18 protein-coding genes and 1 pseudogene are annotated in these 21,126 nt (G+C 67.5%); 10 read left to right on the top strand and 9 right to left on the bottom strand.

All coding sequences use genetic code 11. The features are described from left to right. Positions 1-74: 74 nt before the first annotated feature. On the bottom strand, positions 75-1,172 hold the full coding sequence (locus tag OVA30_RS15825; protein WP_012255098.1) for a replication protein RepA: 1,098 nt from the start codon (positions 1,170-1,172) through the stop codon (positions 75-77). A 765-nt stretch (positions 1,173-1,937) separates the two neighbouring features. Here OVA30_RS15825 and mazG point away from each other — a divergent pair. Further along, positions 1,938-2,768 carry a nucleoside triphosphate pyrophosphohydrolase gene (mazG, locus tag OVA30_RS15820; RefSeq protein ID WP_268176030.1) on the top strand — a complete coding sequence of 277 codons (831 nt, stop codon included), beginning with the start codon at positions 1,938-1,940 and terminating at the stop codon, positions 2,766-2,768. 84 nt (positions 2,769-2,852) lie between these two features. Here the strand turns inward: mazG and OVA30_RS15815 are convergent, their stop codons facing one another. The 4 genes from OVA30_RS15815 to rimO all read right to left on the bottom strand — a co-directional run bounded on the left by OVA30_RS15815 (position 2,853) and on the right by rimO (position 5,190). Further along, complete coding sequence (locus tag OVA30_RS15815) at positions 2,853-3,044, bottom strand: hypothetical protein (protein WP_268176029.1); 192 nt, start codon at positions 3,042-3,044, stop codon at positions 2,853-2,855. A gap of 88 nt (positions 3,045-3,132) precedes the next feature. Beyond that, a complete protein-coding gene (locus tag OVA30_RS15810; RefSeq protein WP_268176028.1) occupies positions 3,133-3,555 on the bottom strand; it encodes a DoxX family protein in 423 nt (140 codons plus the stop codon). A gap of 6 nt (positions 3,556-3,561) precedes the next feature. Next, a complete protein-coding gene (locus tag OVA30_RS15805) occupies positions 3,562-3,747 on the bottom strand; it encodes a hypothetical protein (RefSeq protein ID WP_015952180.1) in 186 nt (61 codons plus the stop codon). A gap of 96 nt (positions 3,748-3,843) precedes the next feature. Then, a complete protein-coding gene (gene rimO, locus OVA30_RS15800; RefSeq protein ID WP_268176027.1) occupies positions 3,844-5,190 on the bottom strand; it encodes a 30S ribosomal protein S12 methylthiotransferase RimO in 1,347 nt (448 codons plus the stop codon). Positions 5,191-5,642: 452 nt separating this feature from the next. Between rimO and pabB the strand changes: the two genes are divergently transcribed. From pabB to OVA30_RS15785, 3 genes are read left to right on the top strand one after another with little or no spacing between them, the layout of a single operon-like run. Next, the gene (gene pabB, locus OVA30_RS15795) at positions 5,643-7,043 is read left to right on the top strand and encodes an aminodeoxychorismate synthase component I (protein WP_268176026.1); all 1,401 of its coding nucleotides are present in this window, start codon (positions 5,643-5,645) and stop codon (positions 7,041-7,043) included. Beyond that, on the top strand, positions 7,040-7,669 hold the full coding sequence (locus OVA30_RS15790; RefSeq protein WP_056456477.1) for an anthranilate synthase component II: 630 nt from the start codon (positions 7,040-7,042) through the stop codon (positions 7,667-7,669). Before pabB ends, OVA30_RS15790 begins: the two co-directional genes overlap by 4 nt. Next, positions 7,656-8,513, top strand: a complete 858-nt coding sequence (locus OVA30_RS15785) for an aminotransferase class IV (protein ID WP_268176025.1) — start codon at positions 7,656-7,658, stop codon at positions 8,511-8,513. The genes OVA30_RS15790 and OVA30_RS15785 overlap by 14 nt, the downstream gene beginning before the upstream one ends. Positions 8,514-8,683: 170 nt before the next feature. Here the strand turns inward: OVA30_RS15785 and pncA are convergent, their stop codons facing one another. The 3 genes from pncA to OVA30_RS15770 form a co-directional block, all read right to left on the bottom strand. Next, positions 8,684-9,310, bottom strand: coding sequence for a bifunctional nicotinamidase/pyrazinamidase (gene pncA, locus OVA30_RS15780; RefSeq protein ID WP_056113124.1), 627 nt, complete (start codon positions 9,308-9,310; stop codon positions 8,684-8,686). Positions 9,311-9,393: 83 nt separating this feature from the next. Next, positions 9,394-10,365 carry a quinone oxidoreductase family protein gene (locus OVA30_RS15775; RefSeq protein ID WP_015824082.1) on the bottom strand — a complete coding sequence of 324 codons (972 nt, stop codon included), beginning with the start codon at positions 10,363-10,365 and terminating at the stop codon, positions 9,394-9,396. Positions 10,366-10,523: 158 nt separating this feature from the next. Continuing rightward, complete coding sequence (locus tag OVA30_RS15770) at positions 10,524-10,751, bottom strand: hypothetical protein (protein WP_268176024.1); 228 nt, start codon at positions 10,749-10,751, stop codon at positions 10,524-10,526. Between the two features lie 612 nt (positions 10,752-11,363). Between OVA30_RS15770 and OVA30_RS15765 the strand changes: the two genes are divergently transcribed. The 3 genes and pseudogenes from OVA30_RS15765 to OVA30_RS26030 all read left to right on the top strand — a co-directional run bounded on the left by OVA30_RS15765 (position 11,364) and on the right by OVA30_RS26030 (position 15,488). After that, positions 11,364-12,599 (top strand): FAD-dependent monooxygenase, encoded by a 1,236-nt coding sequence (locus tag OVA30_RS15765; RefSeq protein WP_268176023.1) that lies wholly within the window; start codon positions 11,364-11,366, stop codon positions 12,597-12,599. A 548-nt stretch (positions 12,600-13,147) separates the two neighbouring features. After that, complete coding sequence (locus OVA30_RS15760) at positions 13,148-14,494, top strand: hypothetical protein (RefSeq protein ID WP_268176022.1); 1,347 nt, start codon at positions 13,148-13,150, stop codon at positions 14,492-14,494. 158 nt (positions 14,495-14,652) lie between these two features. Then, positions 14,653-15,488, top strand: a pseudogene (locus OVA30_RS26030) (IS1 family transposase). Between the two features lie 66 nt (positions 15,489-15,554). Here OVA30_RS26030 and OVA30_RS15750 read toward each other — a convergent pair. Further along, positions 15,555-16,007: a DUF488 domain-containing protein gene (locus tag OVA30_RS15750; RefSeq protein WP_268176020.1), complete on the bottom strand. Its 453-nt coding sequence runs from the start codon at positions 16,005-16,007 to the stop codon at positions 15,555-15,557. A 196-nt stretch (positions 16,008-16,203) separates the two neighbouring features. Between OVA30_RS15750 and OVA30_RS15745 the strand changes: the two genes are divergently transcribed. The 3 genes from OVA30_RS15745 to OVA30_RS15735 all read left to right on the top strand — a co-directional run bounded on the left by OVA30_RS15745 (position 16,204) and on the right by OVA30_RS15735 (position 21,110). Continuing rightward, the gene (locus OVA30_RS15745; RefSeq protein ID WP_003603787.1) at positions 16,204-17,055 is read left to right on the top strand and encodes a glycoside hydrolase family 25 protein; all 852 of its coding nucleotides are present in this window, start codon (positions 16,204-16,206) and stop codon (positions 17,053-17,055) included. A gap of 266 nt (positions 17,056-17,321) precedes the next feature. Further along, positions 17,322-18,083, top strand: a complete 762-nt coding sequence (locus tag OVA30_RS15740) for a Crp/Fnr family transcriptional regulator (protein ID WP_268176019.1) — start codon at positions 17,322-17,324, stop codon at positions 18,081-18,083. Positions 18,084-18,308: 225 nt separating this feature from the next. Continuing rightward, positions 18,309-21,110, top strand: coding sequence for a PAS domain S-box protein (locus OVA30_RS15735; protein WP_268176018.1), 2,802 nt, complete (start codon positions 18,309-18,311; stop codon positions 21,108-21,110). The last annotated feature ends 16 nt before the right edge of the window (positions 21,111-21,126 follow it).

Here is a 21,126-nt window from a genome sequence, read left to right as displayed (position 1 = left end):
ATATTCCATGCTACCGAACCCGCGAGGGCAGACTTATGGAATATTCCGAAGGCCAAGACTCCGAAAAAATTCCGTCAGGCGCGGGCCGCAGAGGCCGCCGCGCGCGCGGTGCGGGCGGCCTTGGGCGGCACCAGCAGGCTGCCGGGATCGGCCGGGTGGAGCAGCATGCCGCCCTCGTCGAGGTCGATCCGCAGCCGCGGAAACACTTCGAGCAGGCCGGCGAGATCCGCCTTGAAGGCCTGGCGGAAGCTGCGCAGGCTGGCGTTCTCGGCGCCGAACTGGCGGTGCAGGTTGTCCCATGTCAGCCGCAGGGGGCGCTGCAGGGCGCGCAGGCGGTAGCCGGTCCAGAACAGGAGGTCGAGCTTGCGCGCCGAGCCGGAGAAGGCCCGCGCGGCGCGGATATCGACCGGCAGGGCGTGCCGGATCAGGCTGTCGTAGAAATCCTGATGGAACGAGACGGTGCGCTGCCAGACAAGGCCGTCATCGCCGCGTCGCCACAATTCGAGCTGGCGGAAGGGCGGCACGTTGAGGGTCGAGGCCTGCCCCTCCCCGTCCCACAGGCCGAGCTGCATCGAGCAGGCGGCGAGCCGGTTGAGCTGTTCCTTGAAGGCGCCGATGGTGCCGCGCTCGCCGCCGGTGACGGCGAACCCCATCGCCTTCATGAAGCCCGAGAGACTGTCGGCGACCTCGATGGTCGGGCTGCGCTGGCGCACCGCCTCGGTGCAGAGGTGCAGCAGCACGAGCCGGGCCTTGGGGCCGTAGGGCAGGCCCTGCAGCTCCATCTCGCCGGTGATCGGGTTCTTGAGGCGCCCCGCCGAGAGGCTGAGCGAGTTGCGGCCGTATTCGCGCACGAAGTCGCGGGCATCACCGGGATCGCGGTAGGGCAGGCCGCAGAGCGCCAGCACCGAGTGCAGGTGCTGGAGGTTTTCCGGGCCGGTGGGCTCGCTCTCGATCACCTCGCGCACGGCGTCGCGGCGGCGGCGGTCGCGGCCCATGGCCTCGCGGGCCTCGGCCTGCGCCCCCTCCTGGGCCCGGGCGGCGTCACGCTCGCGCTGGCGGAACAGCAGGTGCTCGACGATCGGCGCGAACAGGAACCCGCCCCGCGCCGCCTCCAGCTCCGCCTGCAGATCCGGGTCACGGATCGCGGCGATCTTGGCCTCAAGCCCCGACATCGCCTGCCCTCAAGGCCTCCCGCTGCGTGTCACGTCGTGTTCGCCTTCATCCAAGCCGCGGGCTCCGGACGGAATCGTCGGAGGACCCTCAGGGCCGCAACCGATCTGTCACGATTCGGCTCCGCGGAGTCCCGTGGCCTTTCGGAGTTTTCCCGGGAATCCACGCTTGGACGGCCGAGTCCTGCACAGGCGTGTCGTCCGCCGTCAGAGGAGGGGCGGATTCCGGGCACGCAGAGTTCCATACGCCCGCCGGCCGGCCCGAATCCGCCTGCGCAGAGTTCAATACGCCCCCTGCATGTCCCCTCGCTCCGGACTTGTCCCCGCTCTTCCCCGGCCAAACCGGTTTTGCACGCTGAATCCGGTACGGGCCCACGCAGAATCCGATGCGACAGGCCCCGCCCGTCGCGCAGAATCCGATGCGGGGCCGCGCAGAGTTCGATGCGGTTTCGCGCAGAGTTCCATGCGCGAAGGGGGTTCAAGCCACGGGAAGATCAGGGCTTTTCCGCCTTCCCTATAACCTGCTGAACTGACTCCCTGAGAATCCTTAACAGATAGCTTTCCTAGGGGAGGTGGAGCTGCGTTCGCCAAACCGAACGGAGGCTTTTTCTCTTCTTTTCAAAAGGAATAAACGGAATTTTGCACAGGCTGTGCCCCTTCTCTCCCCGATCGAGAGCCCGCGAAGCGGCGCTGCGCGGCAGCGGCGGACGGTCTATGAGCGGTGGCTTGGCTGAGGCCGGGCTTCCGGTGGGATGGGGCGAAAGAGCGATGGACGAGGCGCCGATCGACAGGCTGCTGACGCTGATGGCGCGGTTGCGCGATTCGGAACGGGGCTGCGCCTGGGACGTGCAGCAGAGCTATGCCAGCATCGTCCCCTACACGATCGAGGAGGCCTACGAGGTCGCCGACGCGGTCGAGCGCGGCGACCGGGCCGACCTGCGCGACGAACTCGGCGACCTTCTGCTCCAGGTCGTGTTCCAGGCGCGGATCGCCGAGGAGGAGGGCGCCTTCCGCTTCGCTGACGTCGCCGAGGCGATCTGCGCCAAGCTGATCCGGCGTCACCCGCACGTCTTCGACGCGTCCGGAGACTTCCTGCCGCCCGAGCGGCGCCCGACCGACCCGGCCGCGATCAAGGCGGCCTGGGAGACGATCAAGGCGCGGGAGCGCGCGGAGAAGGCGGCGGCTGGCAAAACAGAAGCGGCGGGACCGTTGGCCGGGGTCTCGCGCGCCCTCCCCGCCCTCGCCCGGGCCGACCGGATCTCGAAGCGGGCGGCCGGCGTCGGCTTCGACTGGCCGGACGCGGCCCAGGTCCTGGCCAAGGTGCGTGAGGAAACCGACGAGGTCGAGGAGAGCTTGGAGAAGGGCGAGCCGGAGGCGGTGTTCGAGGAGATCGGCGACCTGCTGTTCTCGGTCGCCAACCTCGCCCGTCACGCGGGCGTCGATCCGGAGGAGGCCCTGCGGCGCGGCACCCTCAAGTTCGAGCGCCGCTTCACCGCCATGGCCGCCCGGCTCGCCGCCGAGGGCCACACCCTGGAGGACACCGCCCTCCCCGCCATGGAAGCGGCCTGGCAGGCGGTAAAGCGCGACGAGAAGACATGAGGTTCGGGGATCCCAAAGGGCCTGAGGCCCTTTGGCGGGTTGTCAGGGCGGTGCCCTGACGTCGGCGGAGCCGATGGGCAGGGCTCAGCCCTTCGTCCGCGGATCACCCTTCTTCGCGGGCTTCGGGTCCGGCGCCTTCGGCTTCAGGCGCTCCACGATCTGCTCCAGGGCGCGCTCGACCGCCGCCTGCTCCGGCGGTGCGGCGCCGTCTTGCGGGCGGTTCGTCCGGTTCGAATCGCGGCTCTTCGGCATGACGGCGAGCGTAGACAGGGTCACGAGCCGAAGACCACCGGTTGAGCCCGCTCGGATACGCTTTCGATGCCGTTTTCCTCAGCGAAAAGCCTTTTGCTCCGCCGGGTTAATCTTAACGAGGTGCTCCGGTATCGCCCGTTCTTCGTGCCGCGAACGGCCAATCGATGGCATGGACGGCGTAGAGGGCCCACCACACCATCACCGGCTGAAGCGCGAGGCGGGGGCCGTGATACCACCACGTGTCGGGGATCGGCGGCACGGCGATGCCCTCGACTGCCTGCTTGATGTTGGCCGGGAACACGCAGACCGCGTAGAGCGCCAGCATGATCCCGGCGAGCCGCCGCAGCCGCGGCGCGAACAGCGCCAGCGCACCGGCGATCTCGCACAGGCCTGTGCCGATCACCACGAGGCGGGGCGCGGGCACCCAACCCGGCATGATCGGCAGGAAGCGCTCGGTCGCCACGAGGTGGACGATGCCGATGAAGCCGTAGAGGCCGGCCAGGCCGGTGCGCAGCCCGCGGCGGTCGTCGCGCATATCAAGTCAGGCGGAGCGGTCGTCCTCGGAGTCTGTCTTGCTTTCCCCGGAGGGGGAGTTGCCGCGCGCGGCCTCCTCAGCCTCGGTGCCGGCCCGCTCCATCGGTCCCGGTTGCGACTTCAGCTTGCCCGTCGCCGGGTCCTTGGGCGAGACCGCGGCCCCGCTGCTCTGGTCGCGCTGTTCGTCTGCCATGCTCAGCCTCGTCATTCGCGTGGAATCGTGACGGGGCAACGTGCGGCGCGCGGGGCGGTTCGCGCCCCGCCCTCCCCGGGCCTCCGCCGCCCGGTCCTACACCGCGATGCCGTGCAGATCGTAGGCGTCGGCCCGCTCGATCTTCACGGTGACGATGTCGCCGGGCCGCACGGGACGGCGCGACGTGACGTGGACGCTGCCGTCGATTTCCGGCGCGTCGGCCTTGGAGCGGCCCCGCGCGCCGGTCGGGCCCGCCTCGTCGATGATGACAGACAGGCGCTTGCCCACCTTCGCCCGTTGCAAGCGCAGCGAGACGTGGCTCTGCGCCTCCATGAAGCGGCGCTTGCGCTCGGCCTTCACCTCCGGCGGCACCAGCAGGCCGAGATCGTTGGCGGTGGCGCCCTTGACCGGCTCGTACTCGAAGCAGCCGACGCGCTCGAGCCGCGCCTCGCGAATCCAGTCGAGCAGTTCCTCGAACTCGGCATCGGTCTCGCCGGGGAAGCCGACGATGAAGGTCGAGCGGATGGCCAGATCCGGGCAGATCTCGCGCCAGCGCCGGATGCGGTCCAGCTGCTTCTCCTGGTTGCCCGGCCGGCGCATACGCTTGAGCACCGAGGGGCTGGCGTGCTGGAGCGGCATGTCGAGATAGGGAAGGATCTTGCCCTCGGCCATCAGCGGGATGACCTCGTCGACATGCGGGTAGGGGTAGACGTAGTGCAGCCGCACCCAGGCCCCGAGCTCTCCGAGTTCCTTGGCCAGATCGTAGAACCGGGCGCGCACCTCCCGGTCCTGCCACGGGCTCGTGGCGTAGCGGGTGTCGATGCCGTAGGCGGAGGTGTCCTGCGAGACGACCAGCAACTCCTTCACGCCGGCTTTGACGAGCTTTTCCGCCTCGCGCAGCACGTCGCCCGCCGGGCGGCTGACGAGATCGCCGCGCAAGCTCGGGATGATGCAGAAGGTGCAGCGGTTGTTGCAGCCCTCGGAAATCTTCAGATAGGCGTAGTGGCGCGGGGTGAGCTTGACCCCCTGCGGCGGGATCAGGTCGAGGAACGGATCGTGGGCGGGCGGCACCGCCTCATGCACCGCGGCGACCACCGACTCGTAGGCTTGGGGGCCGGTGACGGCGAGCAGGTTCGGATACTTCTCGCGAATCTCTTCCGGCTGCGCGCCCATGCAGCCCGTCACGATCACCCGGCCGTTCTCGGCCATGGCCTCGCCGATCGCGGCGAGCGACTCGGCCTTGGCCGAATCGAGGAAGCCGCAGGTGTTGACGATGACGACATCCGCCCCGTCATGGCGGCGCGACAGCTCGTAGCCCTCGGCCCGCAGATGGGTGAGGATGCGCTCGGAATCGACGAGCGCCTTGGGGCAGCCCAGCGACACGAAGGAGATCCGCGGCGCGGCGGCGCCCTTGGTGTCCGAGGGAGAGGCGGTTGCGGTCATGACGGCCCGTTGGGGCGGCCCTCCGGAACGGAGGCCCGCGCGTCCTGCATCGAGAGCGGTGGATGCGCCGATATAACGGCATTGGGGCGCTGTTGCGAGCGTAGCCGGTCGCTTCCCGTTTTGCCGCACCGCGCGGCTGGCCACCGTCGCGGGGCCCGGATCGCTTCGCCGGCGCTCACGATCACGGCGTTAGCGGCCCGAACCATCGTTGCGCCGCGTCAGCCGGAGCGGTCCAGCGTCACGGCCCGCACGGGAATGGTCGAGGCGCTGTCATTTTGTTTTTTCAGAGAAAATCATTTTGAAAGAGAGCTTTGGAAGGCTCTGCTGAGAAACTGGATCAGCTCTGCGCGCGGCGCTGGCGCATACCCCGCCCGCGAGACCGGAACGCGGGGGCGATTGACGGGAGGGCGCCGCGCGCCCTTGGGTGAATCCCAATGAGCGCCGCACGAGGCATGACGGCCGAGCCCATGGTCTGGACCCGCGAGATTCCCTTCATCGACCCGGTCGCGGCCGCGGCGCGGCTCGCCCGGTTGCCCGGCCTCGCCTTCCTCGACAGCGCCATGCGGCACGATACGCTCGGCCGCGTCTCGGTGCTGGCCGCCGACCCGTTCGCGCGGTTCCGCTACAGCGATGGTCGTGCCACCCTGGACGGGCGCGCGGTGCCCGGCTCGCCTATTGCGGCGTTGCGGGCCTGCCTCGCGCCTTACCGTCTGGCGCCCCGGCCCGACCTGCCCGCCATTCCGGGAGCGATCGGCTATTTCGCCTACGATCTCGGTGCGAGCCTGGAGCGGGTCGTGGCCCCGGCGCGCCGGGCGGGGCTCACCGATGACATCGCCTTCAACCTCTACGACACCCTGCTCGCCGTCGATCACGGCCGCGGCACCTGCCTGCTGATCGCCACCGGCTTTCCCGAAGCCGATGGACCGGCCCGCGCGGCACGGGCGCGGGCGCGGCTCGATGCCTTCGCCGATTGGCTCGCCTCCCCGTCCGAGCCGCTGCCGAAATGGACGGGCGCCCGGTTCACATGGCGCTCGAACTTTTCGCGACAAACCTATGAAGCGGCTGTCGAAAAGGTCCGCGACTATATCCGCGCCGGCGATATCTATCAGGCCAACATCGCCCAGCGTTTCGCTGCCGACCTGCCGCCCGGCTTCGACCCGTTTGCCTTCTACCGGAGGCTTCGCGAGACCAACCCGGCGACCTTCGGCGCCTATCTCGATTTCGAAGGGCTTACCGTCGCCTCCTCCTCGCCCGAGCGCTTCCTCAAGTTGGAGGGGCGGGCGGTCGAGACGCGACCGATCAAGGGCACCGTGGCCCGCGATCCCGATCCCGCCCGCGATGCCGAGATCGCCGCCGCGCTCCAGGCCAATCCGAAGGAGCGGGCCGAGAACATCATGATCGTGGACCTGCTGCGCAACGACCTATCGCGGGTGTGCGAGCCGGGCAGCGTGCGGGTGCCGACCCTGTGCGGGCTGGAATCCTATGCCGGCATCCACCATCTCGTCTCGGTGGTGACGGGTACGCTCCGCGAGGGTTCGGATGCGCTCGACCTCATCCAGAAAACCTTTCCCGGGGGCTCGATCACCGGCGCGCCGAAGCTCAGGGCCATGGACATCATCACCGAGATCGAGACGGATGCGCGCGAGCTCTATTGCGGGGCGATCGGCGCGCTCGGCTTCGACGGATCGCTCGACACCTCGATCGCGATCCGCACCGTGTTCATGGCGAAGGGACAGGCCGTGCTCCAGGCGGGCGGGGGCGTGACGCTGCTCTCCGAGCCCGGCCCCGAATACGAGGAGACGCTGACCAAGGCGGCCCGCGTCTTCGCGGCCTTCGAGGAGGAGGCGCCATGATCCTCGTCGTCGACAACTACGATTCCTTCGTCTTCAACGTGGTGCGCTACTTCGAGGAGTTGGGCGAGACGGTCGAGGTCGTGCGCAACGACGCGCTCGATGTGGCCGGCATCCGCGCGCGGAACCCGGAGGCGGTGGTGATCTCGCCCGGCCCCTGCACCCCGGCGGAGGCCGGCGTGAGCCTGCCGGCCATCCGTGAATTGTCCGGCGAGGTGCCGATCCTCGGCGTCTGCCTCGGGCATCAGGCGATCGGCGCGGCCTTCGGCGGCCGGGTCGAGCGGGCGGGCCGCCCGCTCCATGGCCACGCCACGCCGATCCGGCACGGGGGCGAGCGGTTGTTCGCAGGGCTGCCGCAGCCGATGCAGGTCGGGCGCTACCACTCGCTGATCGTGGCGCCGACGCCGGAGATGGAGCGCCACCTCACCGTCGATGCCGCCTCCGGGGAGGGGGAGGTGATGGCACTGTCGCACCGCAGCCACCCGACCTGGGGCATCCAGTTCCACCCGGAATCGGTGCTGACCGAGAACGGCCACGCGCTGTTTTCCAACTTCCTGAAGGAGGCCCGTGCGTGGCGGGCGGCGGGCGCGCCGGAGCGGACGGACAGGCTCGCCGATGCTGTGGTCTAACGGGCGGCTGGTCGAGGGCGGCACCCTCCCCTTCGCCATGGGGGATCGTGGCCTGCTGCTCGGCGACGGCGTGTTCGACACCGCCCTGGCGATTCAGGGACAGGTCGCCTTCGAAGCCGCCCATGTTGATCGCCTCGCCGCCGCCGCGGAAGCGCTCGGCTTCGCGATTGCGCGGGAACGGATCGTCGAAGCGATGCGCGCGCTGGCCAGCACCGCGCCGCTCGCGGCGATCCGCACCACGTTGACCCGCGGCCCCGGCCCGCGCGGGCTGGCGCCCCCGCCCGAGCCGAACCCGTTCCTGTTCGGCAGCGCCGCCCCGGCCCGCGCCGCCCTGTTCTTCGCGCCCTTGCGGCTGGCGCTCACGGAGATTGCCCGCAACGAGACCTCGCCGGCCGCGCGCCTCAAGACGCTGGGCTATCTCGACGCGGTGCTCGCCGCCCGCGCGGCGCAGGCGCAAGGCTTCGACGAGGCTCTGTTCCTGAACACGCGGGGCCGCGTCGCCTGCGCCGGTACCGGCAATGTTTTTGCGATCCTCGGAGGGACGCTCGTCACGCCGCCGCTGGAGGATGGCGTCCTGCCGGGTATCGTTCGGGCCGAGCTTGTTGCCAGGATCGCGCCGAGCCTCGGCATCGCGGTCGAAGAGCGCCCTCTCCTGCCCTCGGATCTGGCGGCGGCGGAGGCGCTGTTCGTCACCAACTCGCTGCGCCTGCTCGCCCCCGTGACTGCGCTCGGTGCGCAGCCCTATGACAGCGCAGGGCACGGGGCGGTTCGCAGCCTCTACGCGGCTTTGCGGGAAACCGTGGCGGCGGAGTGCGGCGTCGAGGCGGACGCCCTCGACCCGTGATCCCGCCTTCCTGAAGCCACGGCCGTCCAGGCCCTCCCCTCATCCTGAGGTGCCCGCGCCAGCGGGCCTCGAAGGATCCTCCAACTCGCGCGCGGTGCCTGGAGGATCCTTCGAGGGCGACGCTTCCGCGCCGCCACCTCAGGATGAGGACGCGGGTGGGATCAAAGCCTTCAGCCGAGCGCCGTGCTGGCGATGCGCCCGACCCCTGCCCGCTCCATCTCGTTCCAGGCCCGCGCCAGCGAGCCGTCGAGATCGATGCCGCGCACGGCATCCTCGATCACGAAGGCCTCGAACCCGGCGGCGCGGGCATCCAGCGCGGTCCAGAGCACGCAGAAATCGGTGGCGAGGCCGGCGAGGAACAGGCGGGTCAGGCCGCGCTCGGCGAGGTAGCCGGCCAACCCGGTGCGAGTCCGCCGGTCGGCTTCCATGAAGGCCGAGTAGCTGTCGATGCCGGGGTGAGTGCCCTTGCGGATCACCAGTTCGGCCCGCTCCGTCCTGAGGCCCGCGGCCAGCTCGGCGCCGTGGGTGCCCTGCACGCAGTGCTCCGGCCAGAGCACTTGTTCGCCGTAGGACAGGTCCGTGGTGTCGAAGGGGGCTTTGCCCGGATGGCTGCCGTGGAACGAGGCATGGCCGGGCGGGTGCCAGTCCTGGGTGAGGATGACGTGAGGAACGCACGCGGCCAACCGGTTGACCGGGGCGATGACGGCGTCGCCGTCGGGCACAGCGAGCGCCCCGCCGGGCAGAAAATCGTTCTGCACATCAATGACGAGCAGAACGTCGGTGTTTGTGAGCATCATAGGGAAGTCCGAGGGTTCCAAGGGACAAGTCCCTCGGCGGGTCCGGGCAGAGCCCGGAATCCCTTCGTCCTAGGATACGGGGATCACGGCGTCATCACCGTCGTCCCGGTCGTCTGCCGCCCGGCGAGATCGCGGTGAACCTGCGCCGCGTCGGCGAGCTTGGCGCGGGCGTGGATCGGGATCTTCACCGCGCCGCTCGCCACCACCTCGAACAGCTCGGCCGCGTTGGCGTCGAGGCTTTCGCGAGTGGCGATGTGGGTGAAGAGCGTCGGGCGGGTGGCGTAGAGCGAGCCCTTGGCGGCGAGGATGCCGATGTCGAAGGCCTCGATTGCCCCCGAGGACGAACCGAAGCTCGCGAAGATGCCGAAGGGGGAGAGGCAGTCGAGCGAGGCGGGGAAGGTCGCTTTGCCGACGCCGTCATAGACCACCGGAACGCCCTTGCCCCCGGTGATCTCCTTCACCCGAGCCGCGAAATCCTCGTCGCGGTAGAGGATGACGTGATCGCAGCCGTGGGCGCGCGCCAGTTCCGCCTTCTCGGCCGAGCCGACGGTGCCGATCACGGTGGCGCCGAGATGCTTGGCCCATTGCGTGGCGATGAGCCCGACGCCGCCGGCGGCGGCGTGGAACAGGATCGTGTCGCCGGGCTGTACCCGGTAGGTCCGCCGCAGCAGGTATTGCGCGGTGAGGCCTTTGAGCATCATCGCCGCGGCGGTCTCGTCGGAAATCGAATCCGGCACGTGGACGACGCCCTTGGTGTCCACGGTCACTTCCTCGGCATAGGTGCCGGTGGCGCCGGCATAGGCGACGCGCTCGCCGACGCGGAAATCGGTGACGCCCTCGCCCAGGGCATCGACCACGCCCGCGCCCTCCTTGCCGAGGGTGAAGGGGAGCGAGGGCGCCTTGTAGGCGCCGGAGCGGAAGTAGATGTCGATGAAGTTGACGCCGATGGCGGTCTGGCGGACGCGGATCTGGCCCGGCCCCGGCTCGGGCGAAGGCACATCCTCGTAGACCATTGCCTCCGGCCCACCGTAGGCGTGTACCCGGATCGCTTTCATCGCCGTCTCCCGCGTTCCCGTCTCGAACTACGGTCGAGATATCGGTCCGGCGGAGCCAGACAAGGGCTCCAAGGGGTTCCAAGCGGCTTATGCCCGAAGGACACCGGCCAATTGGGCACGAGCTAAGTGGGCGCCGGCCAAATGGGCGGGTTCGCCCGTCACTCCTCCCGGACCGCGACCTGCATGCCCATGCCCGCGAGGCAGCGCTCGATGCGTTGCGTGAGGTCGGGCGTCAGTTCGCGCACGCGGACGTGCAGGGTGGCGGTATCCTCCGGGTTCACGATGACCCGATAGCGCAGGCCCTCATCCTCCATCTGGCGCAGCAGGTTGGTGCTTGCCGTGGTCATCGCCGCGATGTGCTGCGCGACCAGGTCGGGCCTCATCATACGCGGCCGCGCCGCCCGCCGGCCGTGCCGTCCGTTCCGGAAGTGGCGGGGATGGTGCTCCCGCTGCGCTGCGGCCTGACATTCTCGACGGGTGGAAACAGCCGCGCGAGGCCGCGCGCAACGCCCGAAAGCACGGGATCCAAGGACGAGCCGAGCCGTGTCCGCTCGGCCTCCGGCTGCGAGGTGATGAATGGCTTCATGGTACGCCCCCCTCGGACGTCAATGATGGTTCTGTCCCGGAGAGCGTGCGGCGAGAGCGCGCAGTTCCCTCAACATAAGTTGGCAATGCCGGGCGGGTGAATTGGTTTCATTTGAATTTGATCCCGCCACGCTTGGACGTCCGGCTGCTCCCGGACCCTCAGGGCCATCGCTTGAAGGCGTTGACCCTGGTTTCTTGCAGGCCTCATGCGCTGGCGCCCGGCTCCGCTGGCTGATGCTTCCGCTCCGTGCGGCACTCTTCGCGCCGCGAAGCTGCCCCTACGGCTTCGAGCAATGGCTCTGCTCGGACCCTCGGCCGCACTTGACCCCAGGCCGGCCGCACCTCTGTAGGAAGTCGGTCTTCGATCCTCGTTTTGAGGGCCCTTCCGAGAGCCCTTCTAGGAGTCTCCCGTCGTGACGGTCCCGGTGCAGACGTCCCCCGCCCGCCCCTCCGCCGCGCCGCCGCGTTTCACCGTGGCGGTGGTGGGCGCCGGGGCGGCAGGCCTTGCTGCCGCCCTGGCGCTCGCCCGCGACGGGGTGGAGACCGCGCTCGTCGGGCGTCACGCGCCGGTGGCGGACGGGCGCACCGTGGCTCTGCTCGACGGCTCGGTGCGGTTCCTGAGGGTGCTCGGCGCATGGGACGAGATCGCCCCGCATGCGAGCCCGCTCGCCGAACTTCAGATCGTCGACGACACCGGCAGCCTGTTCCGGCCGCCGCCCGCACGCTTCTCGGCCGCGGAGATCGGCCTCGACGCCTTCGGCTGGAACGTCGAGAGCGCCCGCCTCGTCGAGACCCTGCGGCGTCAGGCCCGCACCACGTCGGGCCTGACCCTGTTCGAGGCGGATTCGGCCGGCATGCGCCTCGAGCAAGGCGCCGCGGTGCTGGACTTGGAGGACGGGCGCAGCCTCGCGGTGCAACTCGTCGTGGGCGCCGACGGGGGCCGCTCGCCGCTGCGGGCGGCGTCTGCCTTGCGCACCCGCGAATGGTCCTACCCGCAGGCGGCGCTCACCACCCTGCTCGCCCACGAGCGGCCCCACCGCGACATCTCCACTGAGTTCCACACCCGCAACGGACCCTTCACCCTGGTGCCGCTCCCCGGCGGCCACCGCTCCAGCCTCGTCTGGGTCACGGCGGAGCCGGCGGCCAAGCGCCTCTCGGGGCTCGACGACCGGGATCTCGCCGCGGCGGTGGAGCATCAGGCCCGCTCGATGCTCGGCGCCATGCGGATCGACGGCCCGCGCGGCCTCGTGCCGATGCGCGGCCTCTCGGTGGAGCGGCCGGTCGCCGACCGCCTCGCCCTGATCGGTGAGGCCGCCCACGTCTTCCCGCCGATCGGGGCGCAGGGGCTCAATCTCGGCCTGCGCGATGCGGCGGCCGTGCGGGATGCGGTGTTCTCCGCCCGCGAGGCGAACCGCGATCCGGGGGCACCGGCCTCGCTCGCGGGGTTCGGACGCAACCGGGGCGTCGATGCGCGCCTGCGCGGGGCGGCGGTGGACATGCTCAACCGCTCGCTGCTCACCGATTTCCTGCCCGTCGATGCCCTGCGGGGCCTCGGCCTCGTGGTGCTCGGCGCGATCCCGCCTCTGCGGCGCATCATCATGCGCGAGGGCGTGCAGCCGAGGCTCGGCGCGCCGAGCCTGATGCGCTGATTCTTTTTGGGGCTTGGGCCGCAGTCTCGAAAGTGGGCAGTAGATCAGTTTAAAATTTGTAAGGGCTGACCCCGCCTTGGTTGGCGCCGTTGGCAGTGGCATGATGCCAGCATGACTGATCAAACCTACGATGGCTTTCGATTTCAGTGGGATCAACCCGATGCTGATCAAGCCAAGGGTCTTTTGACGCGATATCGCACCGTCGTTGCAAGATCGCGCGCTGAGGTTGTGGAGACCCGATCCGAGAATATCACTGGCAGCATGACATGAGTTGCCCTCATCAACATGGAACCTGATGTGCTAGCCGAGGCAAGGCAGCGCGGCATCGCTGATGGGCAGGCGGTAATCCTATGCCCACCCCAAGCGCCCCCGTGATCCTAAGCAGCTCGCCAAGTTCATCGTGGATGTGACGATGGGAGCCAAACAAACGACTCGACAACCTGAGGATGCCGCCCCAGTTTCTCCAGTGACGGAATTTGCAAGAAGCGGCGGCTAAAAGGGGGGAAGGGCGCACGCTGACAAGCTGTCGGCGGATGTGCGCTCTGAGATTGCCCGCAAAGCAGCCGCCACTAGATGGCGGAAAGATGACGGCTGAAATTGTGATTATTAATCAGCAGGCCGTGGCACTGGCAGCCGACAGTGCAGTAACAATAGGAAAAAATAAAGTTTGGAAGCACGCCAACAAGTTGTTTTCCTTCGGGCCAAACAACGAAATTGGCATTATGATTTATAATAGCGGAGACTTTATCCGCGTTCCATGGGAAGTGGTCGTTAAAGAGTTCCGGACCCACGTCGGCGGACGAGTTTTTTCTACACTCCGAGCGTTTACCGATGAATTTGTTGGCTTCGTTAAATCAAGTAAATTCTCGGATCCTCATTACGAACTTCTCAGTTTTGGTCTAATTTTTGCCGATGTGATGGAAAAACTCAACGATAATTTTGATTATGAGAATCGCGTTGAGCTACAAGCGAATTTGATTGCCGATATCAGGCATCAAGAAACAGCTCTTGTAAACTTCGCAGAGCTCCCAATTCCGTTCGAATATGAAAAGTTCAAGAAAAAATTTGGTTCTCTGATAAAAAGCCTTGCTCGCGAAGAGTTTAAGTTGAGAATCGGAAGGCAGCCATTAGAAGTTCTCACTAGGTTTCTTTTCGATATTATTAGGCACGAGGTTCACTCGGAGTATTACACCGGAGTGGTGATCGCCGGCTACGGTCGAAACGAACTTTTCCCGAGCGTTCATCATCAGATATTCGACGGCAAAGCTCTTGGAATTACAAGATGCTGGCAATCCAGTAAATGTGTCGATCTTAATGCCAAAGGAAACCCGGGCGCCGCAATTATACCGTTTGCCCAATCTGACATGGCGCACCTCTTCGTGGAAGGAATTGCTCCTCAATACCTTAAGTTTCTGTCCGAAACCTTCAGCGGTGTTATCAAAGAAAGGTCCCATAATATAATAGACAATCTTATTGGAGATCCGGATCAAAGGCTGGTTGAAAAGCACCTGCAGGATAAAGAGTCCGAATCTATGCAGAATGCTTTCAAGGCCGCCTTTGAGGGGTACAGAAGAAAGGCTTTCATCAATCCTATATTGGAAACTATTAGGGCTTTGCCAAAGGAAGAAATGGCTTACATGGCGCGTGCCATGGTTGAGATTACCGCGCTGAGAAGGCGATTTGCATCAAATGTAGAATCTGTTGGTGGCGAAATCGATGTGGCTGTTATTTCTAAGAGCGACGGCTTCGTGTGGATAAATAGGAAGCATTATTTTGACATTGACTTGAATCCGGATTTCGTGGAAAGAAAATCAATGCTTCGTGGAGGCAAAAATGGGACAGGCGATAGGCAAGCTCGGCAGGCATGGCGCGCGAGGCGCAAAAGCGATACTTAGCAATTTCAACAAATCAGATCGTGTGCCGACCCCTGAGGAAGCCGCTCGTGAAGCAACCCGACGCATCTTGGCAGCAGGCATGTCGCGACGGCGTGAGGAATTGAAAAGCAGCCATGATGCTTAACCGGCAAGCCTAAGGGTCATATTGATGGAGGGCGATGAACAAGCTCTCCGCAGGCGAACGCGCGAGTATCCTGCACCTCCTTTGCGAGGGCATGTAGGTCAGTGCGATCACGCGGATGACGAGAGCAAGCAAAAGCACCGTCGCCAAGCTCCCTGTCGATGCTGGCCGGGCCTGAGCGATCTATAAGGACAAAGCCTTCCGCGAGCTGCCGTCCACGCGCATCCAGATCGGTGAGATTTTGAGCGTCGTCTACGCGAAGGCGAAGAAGGTTGAGACGGCCAAGGCGGCGCCCGAAAGCGCGGCCGACGTATGGACGTGGACGGCCCTCTGCGCCGAAACGAAGCTGCTCCTGTTATGGCTGGTGGGCGGTCGGAACTCTGAATACGTGACCGTCTTCATGCCGACATCCGGGACAGGTTCCTTGAGCGCCTACAGACCACGTCGGACGGTCACTACGCCTAACTCTCCGCCGTCGATGAGGCGTTAGGCAAAGAGGTCGATACGCGCGGATCATCAAGACTTACGGCGAGTCGTTAGACAGCGACCGGTGTTACAGCGCGCCGGGCTGCACGGGTGTGAAGAAATCGTCAGAACCTTACGATGCGGATGCACATGCGGCGCTTCACGCAACTGATGAACGGCTTCTCAAAGACGGTGGAGAACCACGTTCACGCCGTCGCGCTCCATGCCATGTGCTACAACTTCGTCAAGGAACAGCGGGACATCCGCATGACGCCAGCCATGAAGACCGGCGTGACAGACACGCTATGGACCATCTACCCCATCGCCCGTGCGGTGGAGTTGTTTGACGACAAGCCGGGCAAGCGCCGCCCTTACAGGAAGCGCGCTGCCGTAGAGGTACAGGGCTGAGGCCAGCATCTGCCACATTTCAAACTGACCCACTGCACGAAAGTGACCAGCCAACGCCCCAAAAAATCACAAAATATCGCCGTAGAGATCGACCGTCTCGAAGCCGCGCGGGGCCAGCCGTTCGGCGAGCACGCGGCGGTGGCAGCGGGCCGGATCGCGCTCGAAGCAGAGCAGGCAAATCGGTTGCTCCGCGGCGAGGTCGGCCAGGGCGTCGAGGGCGAGCCCGCCATCGGCGGTGTCGAGCACCTCTTCGCAATAGATCCGGCGCATCAGCCCGGCATCGTCGGCGCGGGCCGCCTCGCGGCCGGATTTCGGCGTGCCGAGACCCCGGAAATGCGCGTAGCCGAGTCCGGCTTCCGTGAGACCCGCCTTCAGCGCGCCTTTCGAGAAACCGCGCTTGCGCGAGTTGGCCACCGCCCGCACGTCGGCGAGCAGGGACACGTCCGCCGCCTTCAGGGCCGCGTGCAGGCGCTCCGGCGTCAGGCCTTCGTATCCGATGGTAAACAGAATCTTGCGCATCGCCGGCTCAGGGAAAATTCAGGATCGACAACGTTTTAGATGGGCCCGCCCGTCCGCCGGACAGCGTCGGCGGCGCGTATGTGCCTGCGGCGCAACGCCTTCCGGAAATCCGCCGCAATGCCAGCAAAGTTCTGTTAACCGGATCAAGGGCATCGAATACCCATTGAAGTCGCACGCAAGAAGTGGCGGGCCGTCGATGTCGCTGGACACCGAAATTTCCTCGAGGCTCGCACCGGCTCCGCGCGGATGGCTCAAGCGCGGGCTCGCCGCGCTGATGCTCTCCGGGCTCGCGGCCTGCGCCGCGCAGAACGACTTCTACCCCACCAAGGGTGATGCCAAGCCCCATCCCGGCGTCGCGCGGGCCAAGGGCCACCCGATCCAGGGCATCGACATCTCGAAATGGCAGGGGCCGATCAACTGGGCCTCGGTCAAGAGCGCGGGCACGCAGTTCGCCTACATCAAGGCGACGGAGGGCGGCGACCACGTCGACGAGCGCTTCCTCGAAAACTGGGACGGCGCGGGCCGCGCCGGCGTGCCGCGGGGCGCCTACCACTTCGTGTTCTGGTGCCGCTCGGCCGAGGACCAGATGGCGTGGTTCAAGCGCAACGTGCCGAACGACCCGACCGCCCTGCCCCCGGTGCTCGACGTGGAGTGGAACGGCCACTCGGCGAAGTGCCCGAAGAAGCTGCCCAAGGCCCAGGCCCTGTCGATGATCCGCTACATGCTGGACGAGATGGAGGCCTATACCGGCAAGCGGCCGATCATCTACACGGACATCACCTTCCACAAGGACGTGCTGGAAGACGAGCTGCCCGACTATCCCCACTGGGTCCGCTCCACGGCGGCCGAGCCTGAGCAGCGCTACGCCAACCGCAAGTGGATGCTCTGGCAGTTCACCTCGACCGGGCGCGTGCCCGGCGTGCGCGGCGACGTCGATCGCAACGCCTTCTACGGCAGCCCGACCGAGTGGGCCTCGTTCCTGGCCACCGATTGCGACCCGCGGGAGCATCGGCGCCTGTCGAGCCAGGGCCTCTGCACCGGCAAGTAGGCGGGCAAGCAGGCGAGTAAGCGGGGAACGGAAGGAGCCGCCGGTCGCGGCGTCCGTCCTCAGATCAACGCATCCTCTGTGGTGTGACCGTTCTTCGCGCTTGCTTCCAGGCGCGCGATACGACTTGGCCGTAACCTTGGCCGTAACCTTGGCCGTGACCTGATTTTTTTTGTGTTCAACGTGCGATATGTCTACTTGTAGACAGACTGAGCGGCAACCGTTGCGCTAGGAGCCGGCTCGGCGACCAGACGGACTTCGAGTTGTACATGCCTTCGGCCACAGAGCGCTGCTTTGAAGGCAATCTGCTCCTGAACTGTCTGAGCCCTGAGGATCGCGGCCTGCTTCTGCCCGATCTGGAGCGGCTGGAGTACCAGCGCGGCGAGACGCTGTTCGCCGCCGGCCGCGAGGTGGATTTCATCACCTTCCCCCTCGAGCAGACCGTGGTCACCCTGCTGATCTCGATGATCGACGGGCGCAGCGCCGAGACCGCTACGATCGGCCGCGAGGGCGCGGTGGGAGGCGTGGTCAGCAATGGCGGCCTGCCCGCCTCAACCCACGCCCTGATCCAGATCGCCGGTCCGGTCCTGCGGATGGACTCGGTCCGGCTTCAAGAGGCCAAGCGCCGCTCGGAATCTCTGCGCAACCTGTTCACCCGCTACTCCGACTGCCTGCTCGCGCAGGTGCTGCAATCGGTCGCCTGCAACGCCCTCCATCCAATCGAGGAGCGCTGCCTGCGCTGGCTCCTGACGCTTCAGGACCGCCTCGGCAACAACGTTCTGCCGATCACCCAGGAATCGCTCGCCGCGATGCTCGGCGTGCAGCGCACCTATCTCACCCGCATCCTGCGGATGCTGCAGCAGCAGGGACTGATCGAGGTCGGGCGCGGGCGCATCACCGTCGTCAACCGGGCGGCGATCGAGGAGGTCGCCTGCGAGTGCCATGCCTGCGTCAAGCGCCATTACGAGACCGTGCTCGGCGCGGTCTACAGCCCGAGCGGGCGCCTCATCGCCATCGAGCCGCCTGAGTAGAGCATCGTTCCGCAAGGTGAATTCCGGCTTTCGGACAAAGACGATGCTCTCGGTCGCCCCCGAGCCAGCCGGACACCTCGGATTATCCTTCCGGGAGCACGGCGATTCCGGCAGGTGTCTTGTGCCCGACACGTCACCGGGGCACCATCGCGCCCGTCCGGATGGCGGGCCGCTTCAGGCGGCTCCGGAAGAAGGGCGCCGGGTTCGTCCTTGCCGGGTCCGTCCATGAGCCGACCGCCCGACGATTGTCCAGCATCCGGTGAGGCCGGCGCAGAGGCCGAGAGGCTGGCCGCGCTGGCCTGCTACGGCATCCTCGACACGCCCGCCGAGGCCGCGTTCGACGATGCCGTGGCTTTGGCCGCCCAGCTCTGCGCCACGCCGACCGCCCTCGTCAGCCTGGTGACCGGCGACCGGCAATGGTTCAAGGCGCGGCTCGGCTTCGCCCCCGGCGAGACCGGGCTCGACCGCTCGGTCTGCGTTCACGCCCTGGCCGGGCGCGGCCTGCTGGTCATCCCCGATCTCGCGGCCGACCCGCGCACTCGCACCAACCCGCTGGTCACGGCGGAGCCCGGCATCCGCTTCTATGCCGGCGCGCCCCTGGTGACGCCTGAGGATCGGGCGATCGGCACCCTGTGCGTGCTCGACACCAAGCCTCGGCCGGAGGGTCTGAGCGCGGCCCAAGGCGCAGGTCTCGAAGCGCTCGCCCGCACGGTGATGACGCAGCTCGAACTGCGCCGGGGCATCGCGGCCCGGAAGACCGAGGCCGCGGCCCTGGCCGACAGCGAGTTCCGTCTGCGGCTGGCGATCGAGGCGGCCGGTGCCGGCATCTTCGACTACGACCTCGTGGCGGGCACCCTCGCTTGGGACGGGCGGACCCGCGCCCTGTTCGGGGTCGGGCCGGACGAGGCCGTGAGCTATGCCGGCACGTTCCTCGCCCGCCTCCACCCCGAGGACCGGGCGCGCACCGATGCCGCCGTGCAGGCGGCCCTCGACCCGGCCGGGCCCGGCCTGTTCGATGCCACCTACCGCACCGTGACGGCGGACGGCACGGTGATCGCCTGGGTCGCGGCCCGCGGCACCCTCGTCGTCGAAACGGATGAGGGAATCAAACGGGCGCGGCGCTTCGTCGGCACGGTGCGCGACGTCACCGCCGAGCGCACGGCGCAGGTCGCCGTCGCCGCCACCGAGGAGCGCTACCGCCTCGTCACCCGCGCCACCAACGACGCGATCTGGGACTGGGACCTCGCCGCCGACCACGTGCTGTGGAACGAGGCCCTTCAGGCCGCCTATGGCTGGGCGCCAGAGACGGTCGAGCCGACCGGCCGGTGGTGGCTCGACCACATCCACGCCGAGGATCGCCCCCGCGTCGAGGCGGGTATCCGCCGCGTCATCGGCGGCGGCGGCCACGATTGGCACCACGAATACCGCTTCTGCCGCGCCGACGGCGCCTACGCCGACGTTCTCGATCGCGGTTCGATGGTGCGCGGGGCCGACGGCAGGCCGCTGCGCATGATCGGCGCCATGCTGGATCTGACCGAGCGCAACCGCGTCGCCGCCCAGCTCCGGGCGGTGGTCGAGGGCGCGAATATCGGCATCGTGCAGATCGATCCGCGCACCATGATCGCGCTGGAGGCCAACCCGAAGCTCTGCGCGATCTGGGGGGCGGAGGAATCCGACATCGTCGGACATTCCATTGCCAAGTGGACGCCGGAAGCGGATGCGGCGGAGCGCGGCCAGCTCCACCGCCGGCTCGCCGCGGGCGAGATCGTGCGCGAGACTCTGGAGAAGCGCTACCGCCGCAAGGACGGGCGCCTGATCTGGGGCCGGGTCAACCTCGTCTCGCAGGCCCGCGGCGAGGCGCTCCAGGCCACGGCGATGATCGAGGACATCACCGCGGAGAAGGCGACCGAGGCACGCCAGACGGCGCTGATCGAACTCGGCGACACCTTGCGCGACGCCGCCGGCCCCGCGGAGATCCGTGGGATCGCGGCCCGGATCCTCAGGCGCAGCCTCGACCTCTCGGAGGCGGGCTACGCGGCCCTCGATGCCACCGTCGGCGGCTTCGCGATCGGGCGCGCGAGACCGGACGGGACGATGAGCCCCGCGCCGTTTCCGGCCATGCTCGCGCGGCTGCGCCGCGGCGAGATCCTGGCCGTGCCTGATCTGACCGCCGAACCGGACCTCGCGCCGGATGCGGGCGGCTACGCGGCGGCCGGCGCCCGTGCGCTGATCGGCGTGCCCTTGACGCGGCGGGGCGCTCTCGTCGGCCTCGTCTATGCCCACGCCGCCGAACCCCGGGCCTGGGACGCGGGCGAGGTCGATTTCGTCCGCGAGGTGGCCGGTCGGATCTCCGTGGCGCTCGCCCGCATCCAGGCCGAGGAGCAGCAGCGCTTCCTCAACCGCGAACTGAGCCATCGGCTGAAGAACACCCTGACCATGGCCCAGGCCATCGCCTCGCAGACGCTGCGCAACGCGACCGACATCGCCTCGGTGAAGGAGGCGCTGGTGGCCCGGCTGGTGGCGCTCGGCAAGGCGCACGACATCCTGCTCTCGGGCGAGGGCGAGGGGGCGGCGCTGGAGGCGGTGATCGCCGGCGCGCTCACCATCCACGACGACGGCGAGCCCGGCCGCATCCACCTGTCCGGCCCGGACCTGGAGGTCGGGCCGAAAGCCGCCCTGTCGCTGGCGCTGATGATCCACGAACTCGCCACCAATGCCGCCAAGTACGGCGCCTTCTCGGTGCCGGGCGGGCGCGTCGGGGTGAACTGGCACGTCGCGCGGGCGCGTTGGCCGGAGGACGCGGAGGACGCGGAGGATGCAGGGGAGGCCGAGCCGGTCATCACGATGACCTGGGCCGAGACCGGCGGACCGCCGGTCGCCGCGCCCACCCGCAAGGGTTTCGGCTCGCGGCTGATCGAGCGCGGGTTCTCCGGGGCGGTCGGCGGCGAGACGCAGATGATCTACGCCCGAGAAGGGGTGACGTGCCGGATCAGGGCGCCCCTGAAGGGTCTTCTCGAAAAAGAATAGCGCCAAAAGCGACGCG

This window comes from Methylorubrum sp. SL192 (assembly GCF_026672325.1).
Classification (GTDB): Bacteria; Pseudomonadota; Alphaproteobacteria; order Rhizobiales; family Beijerinckiaceae; genus Methylobacterium; species Methylobacterium extorquens.
This window is presented reverse-complemented; position numbering and strand designations above follow the sequence as displayed.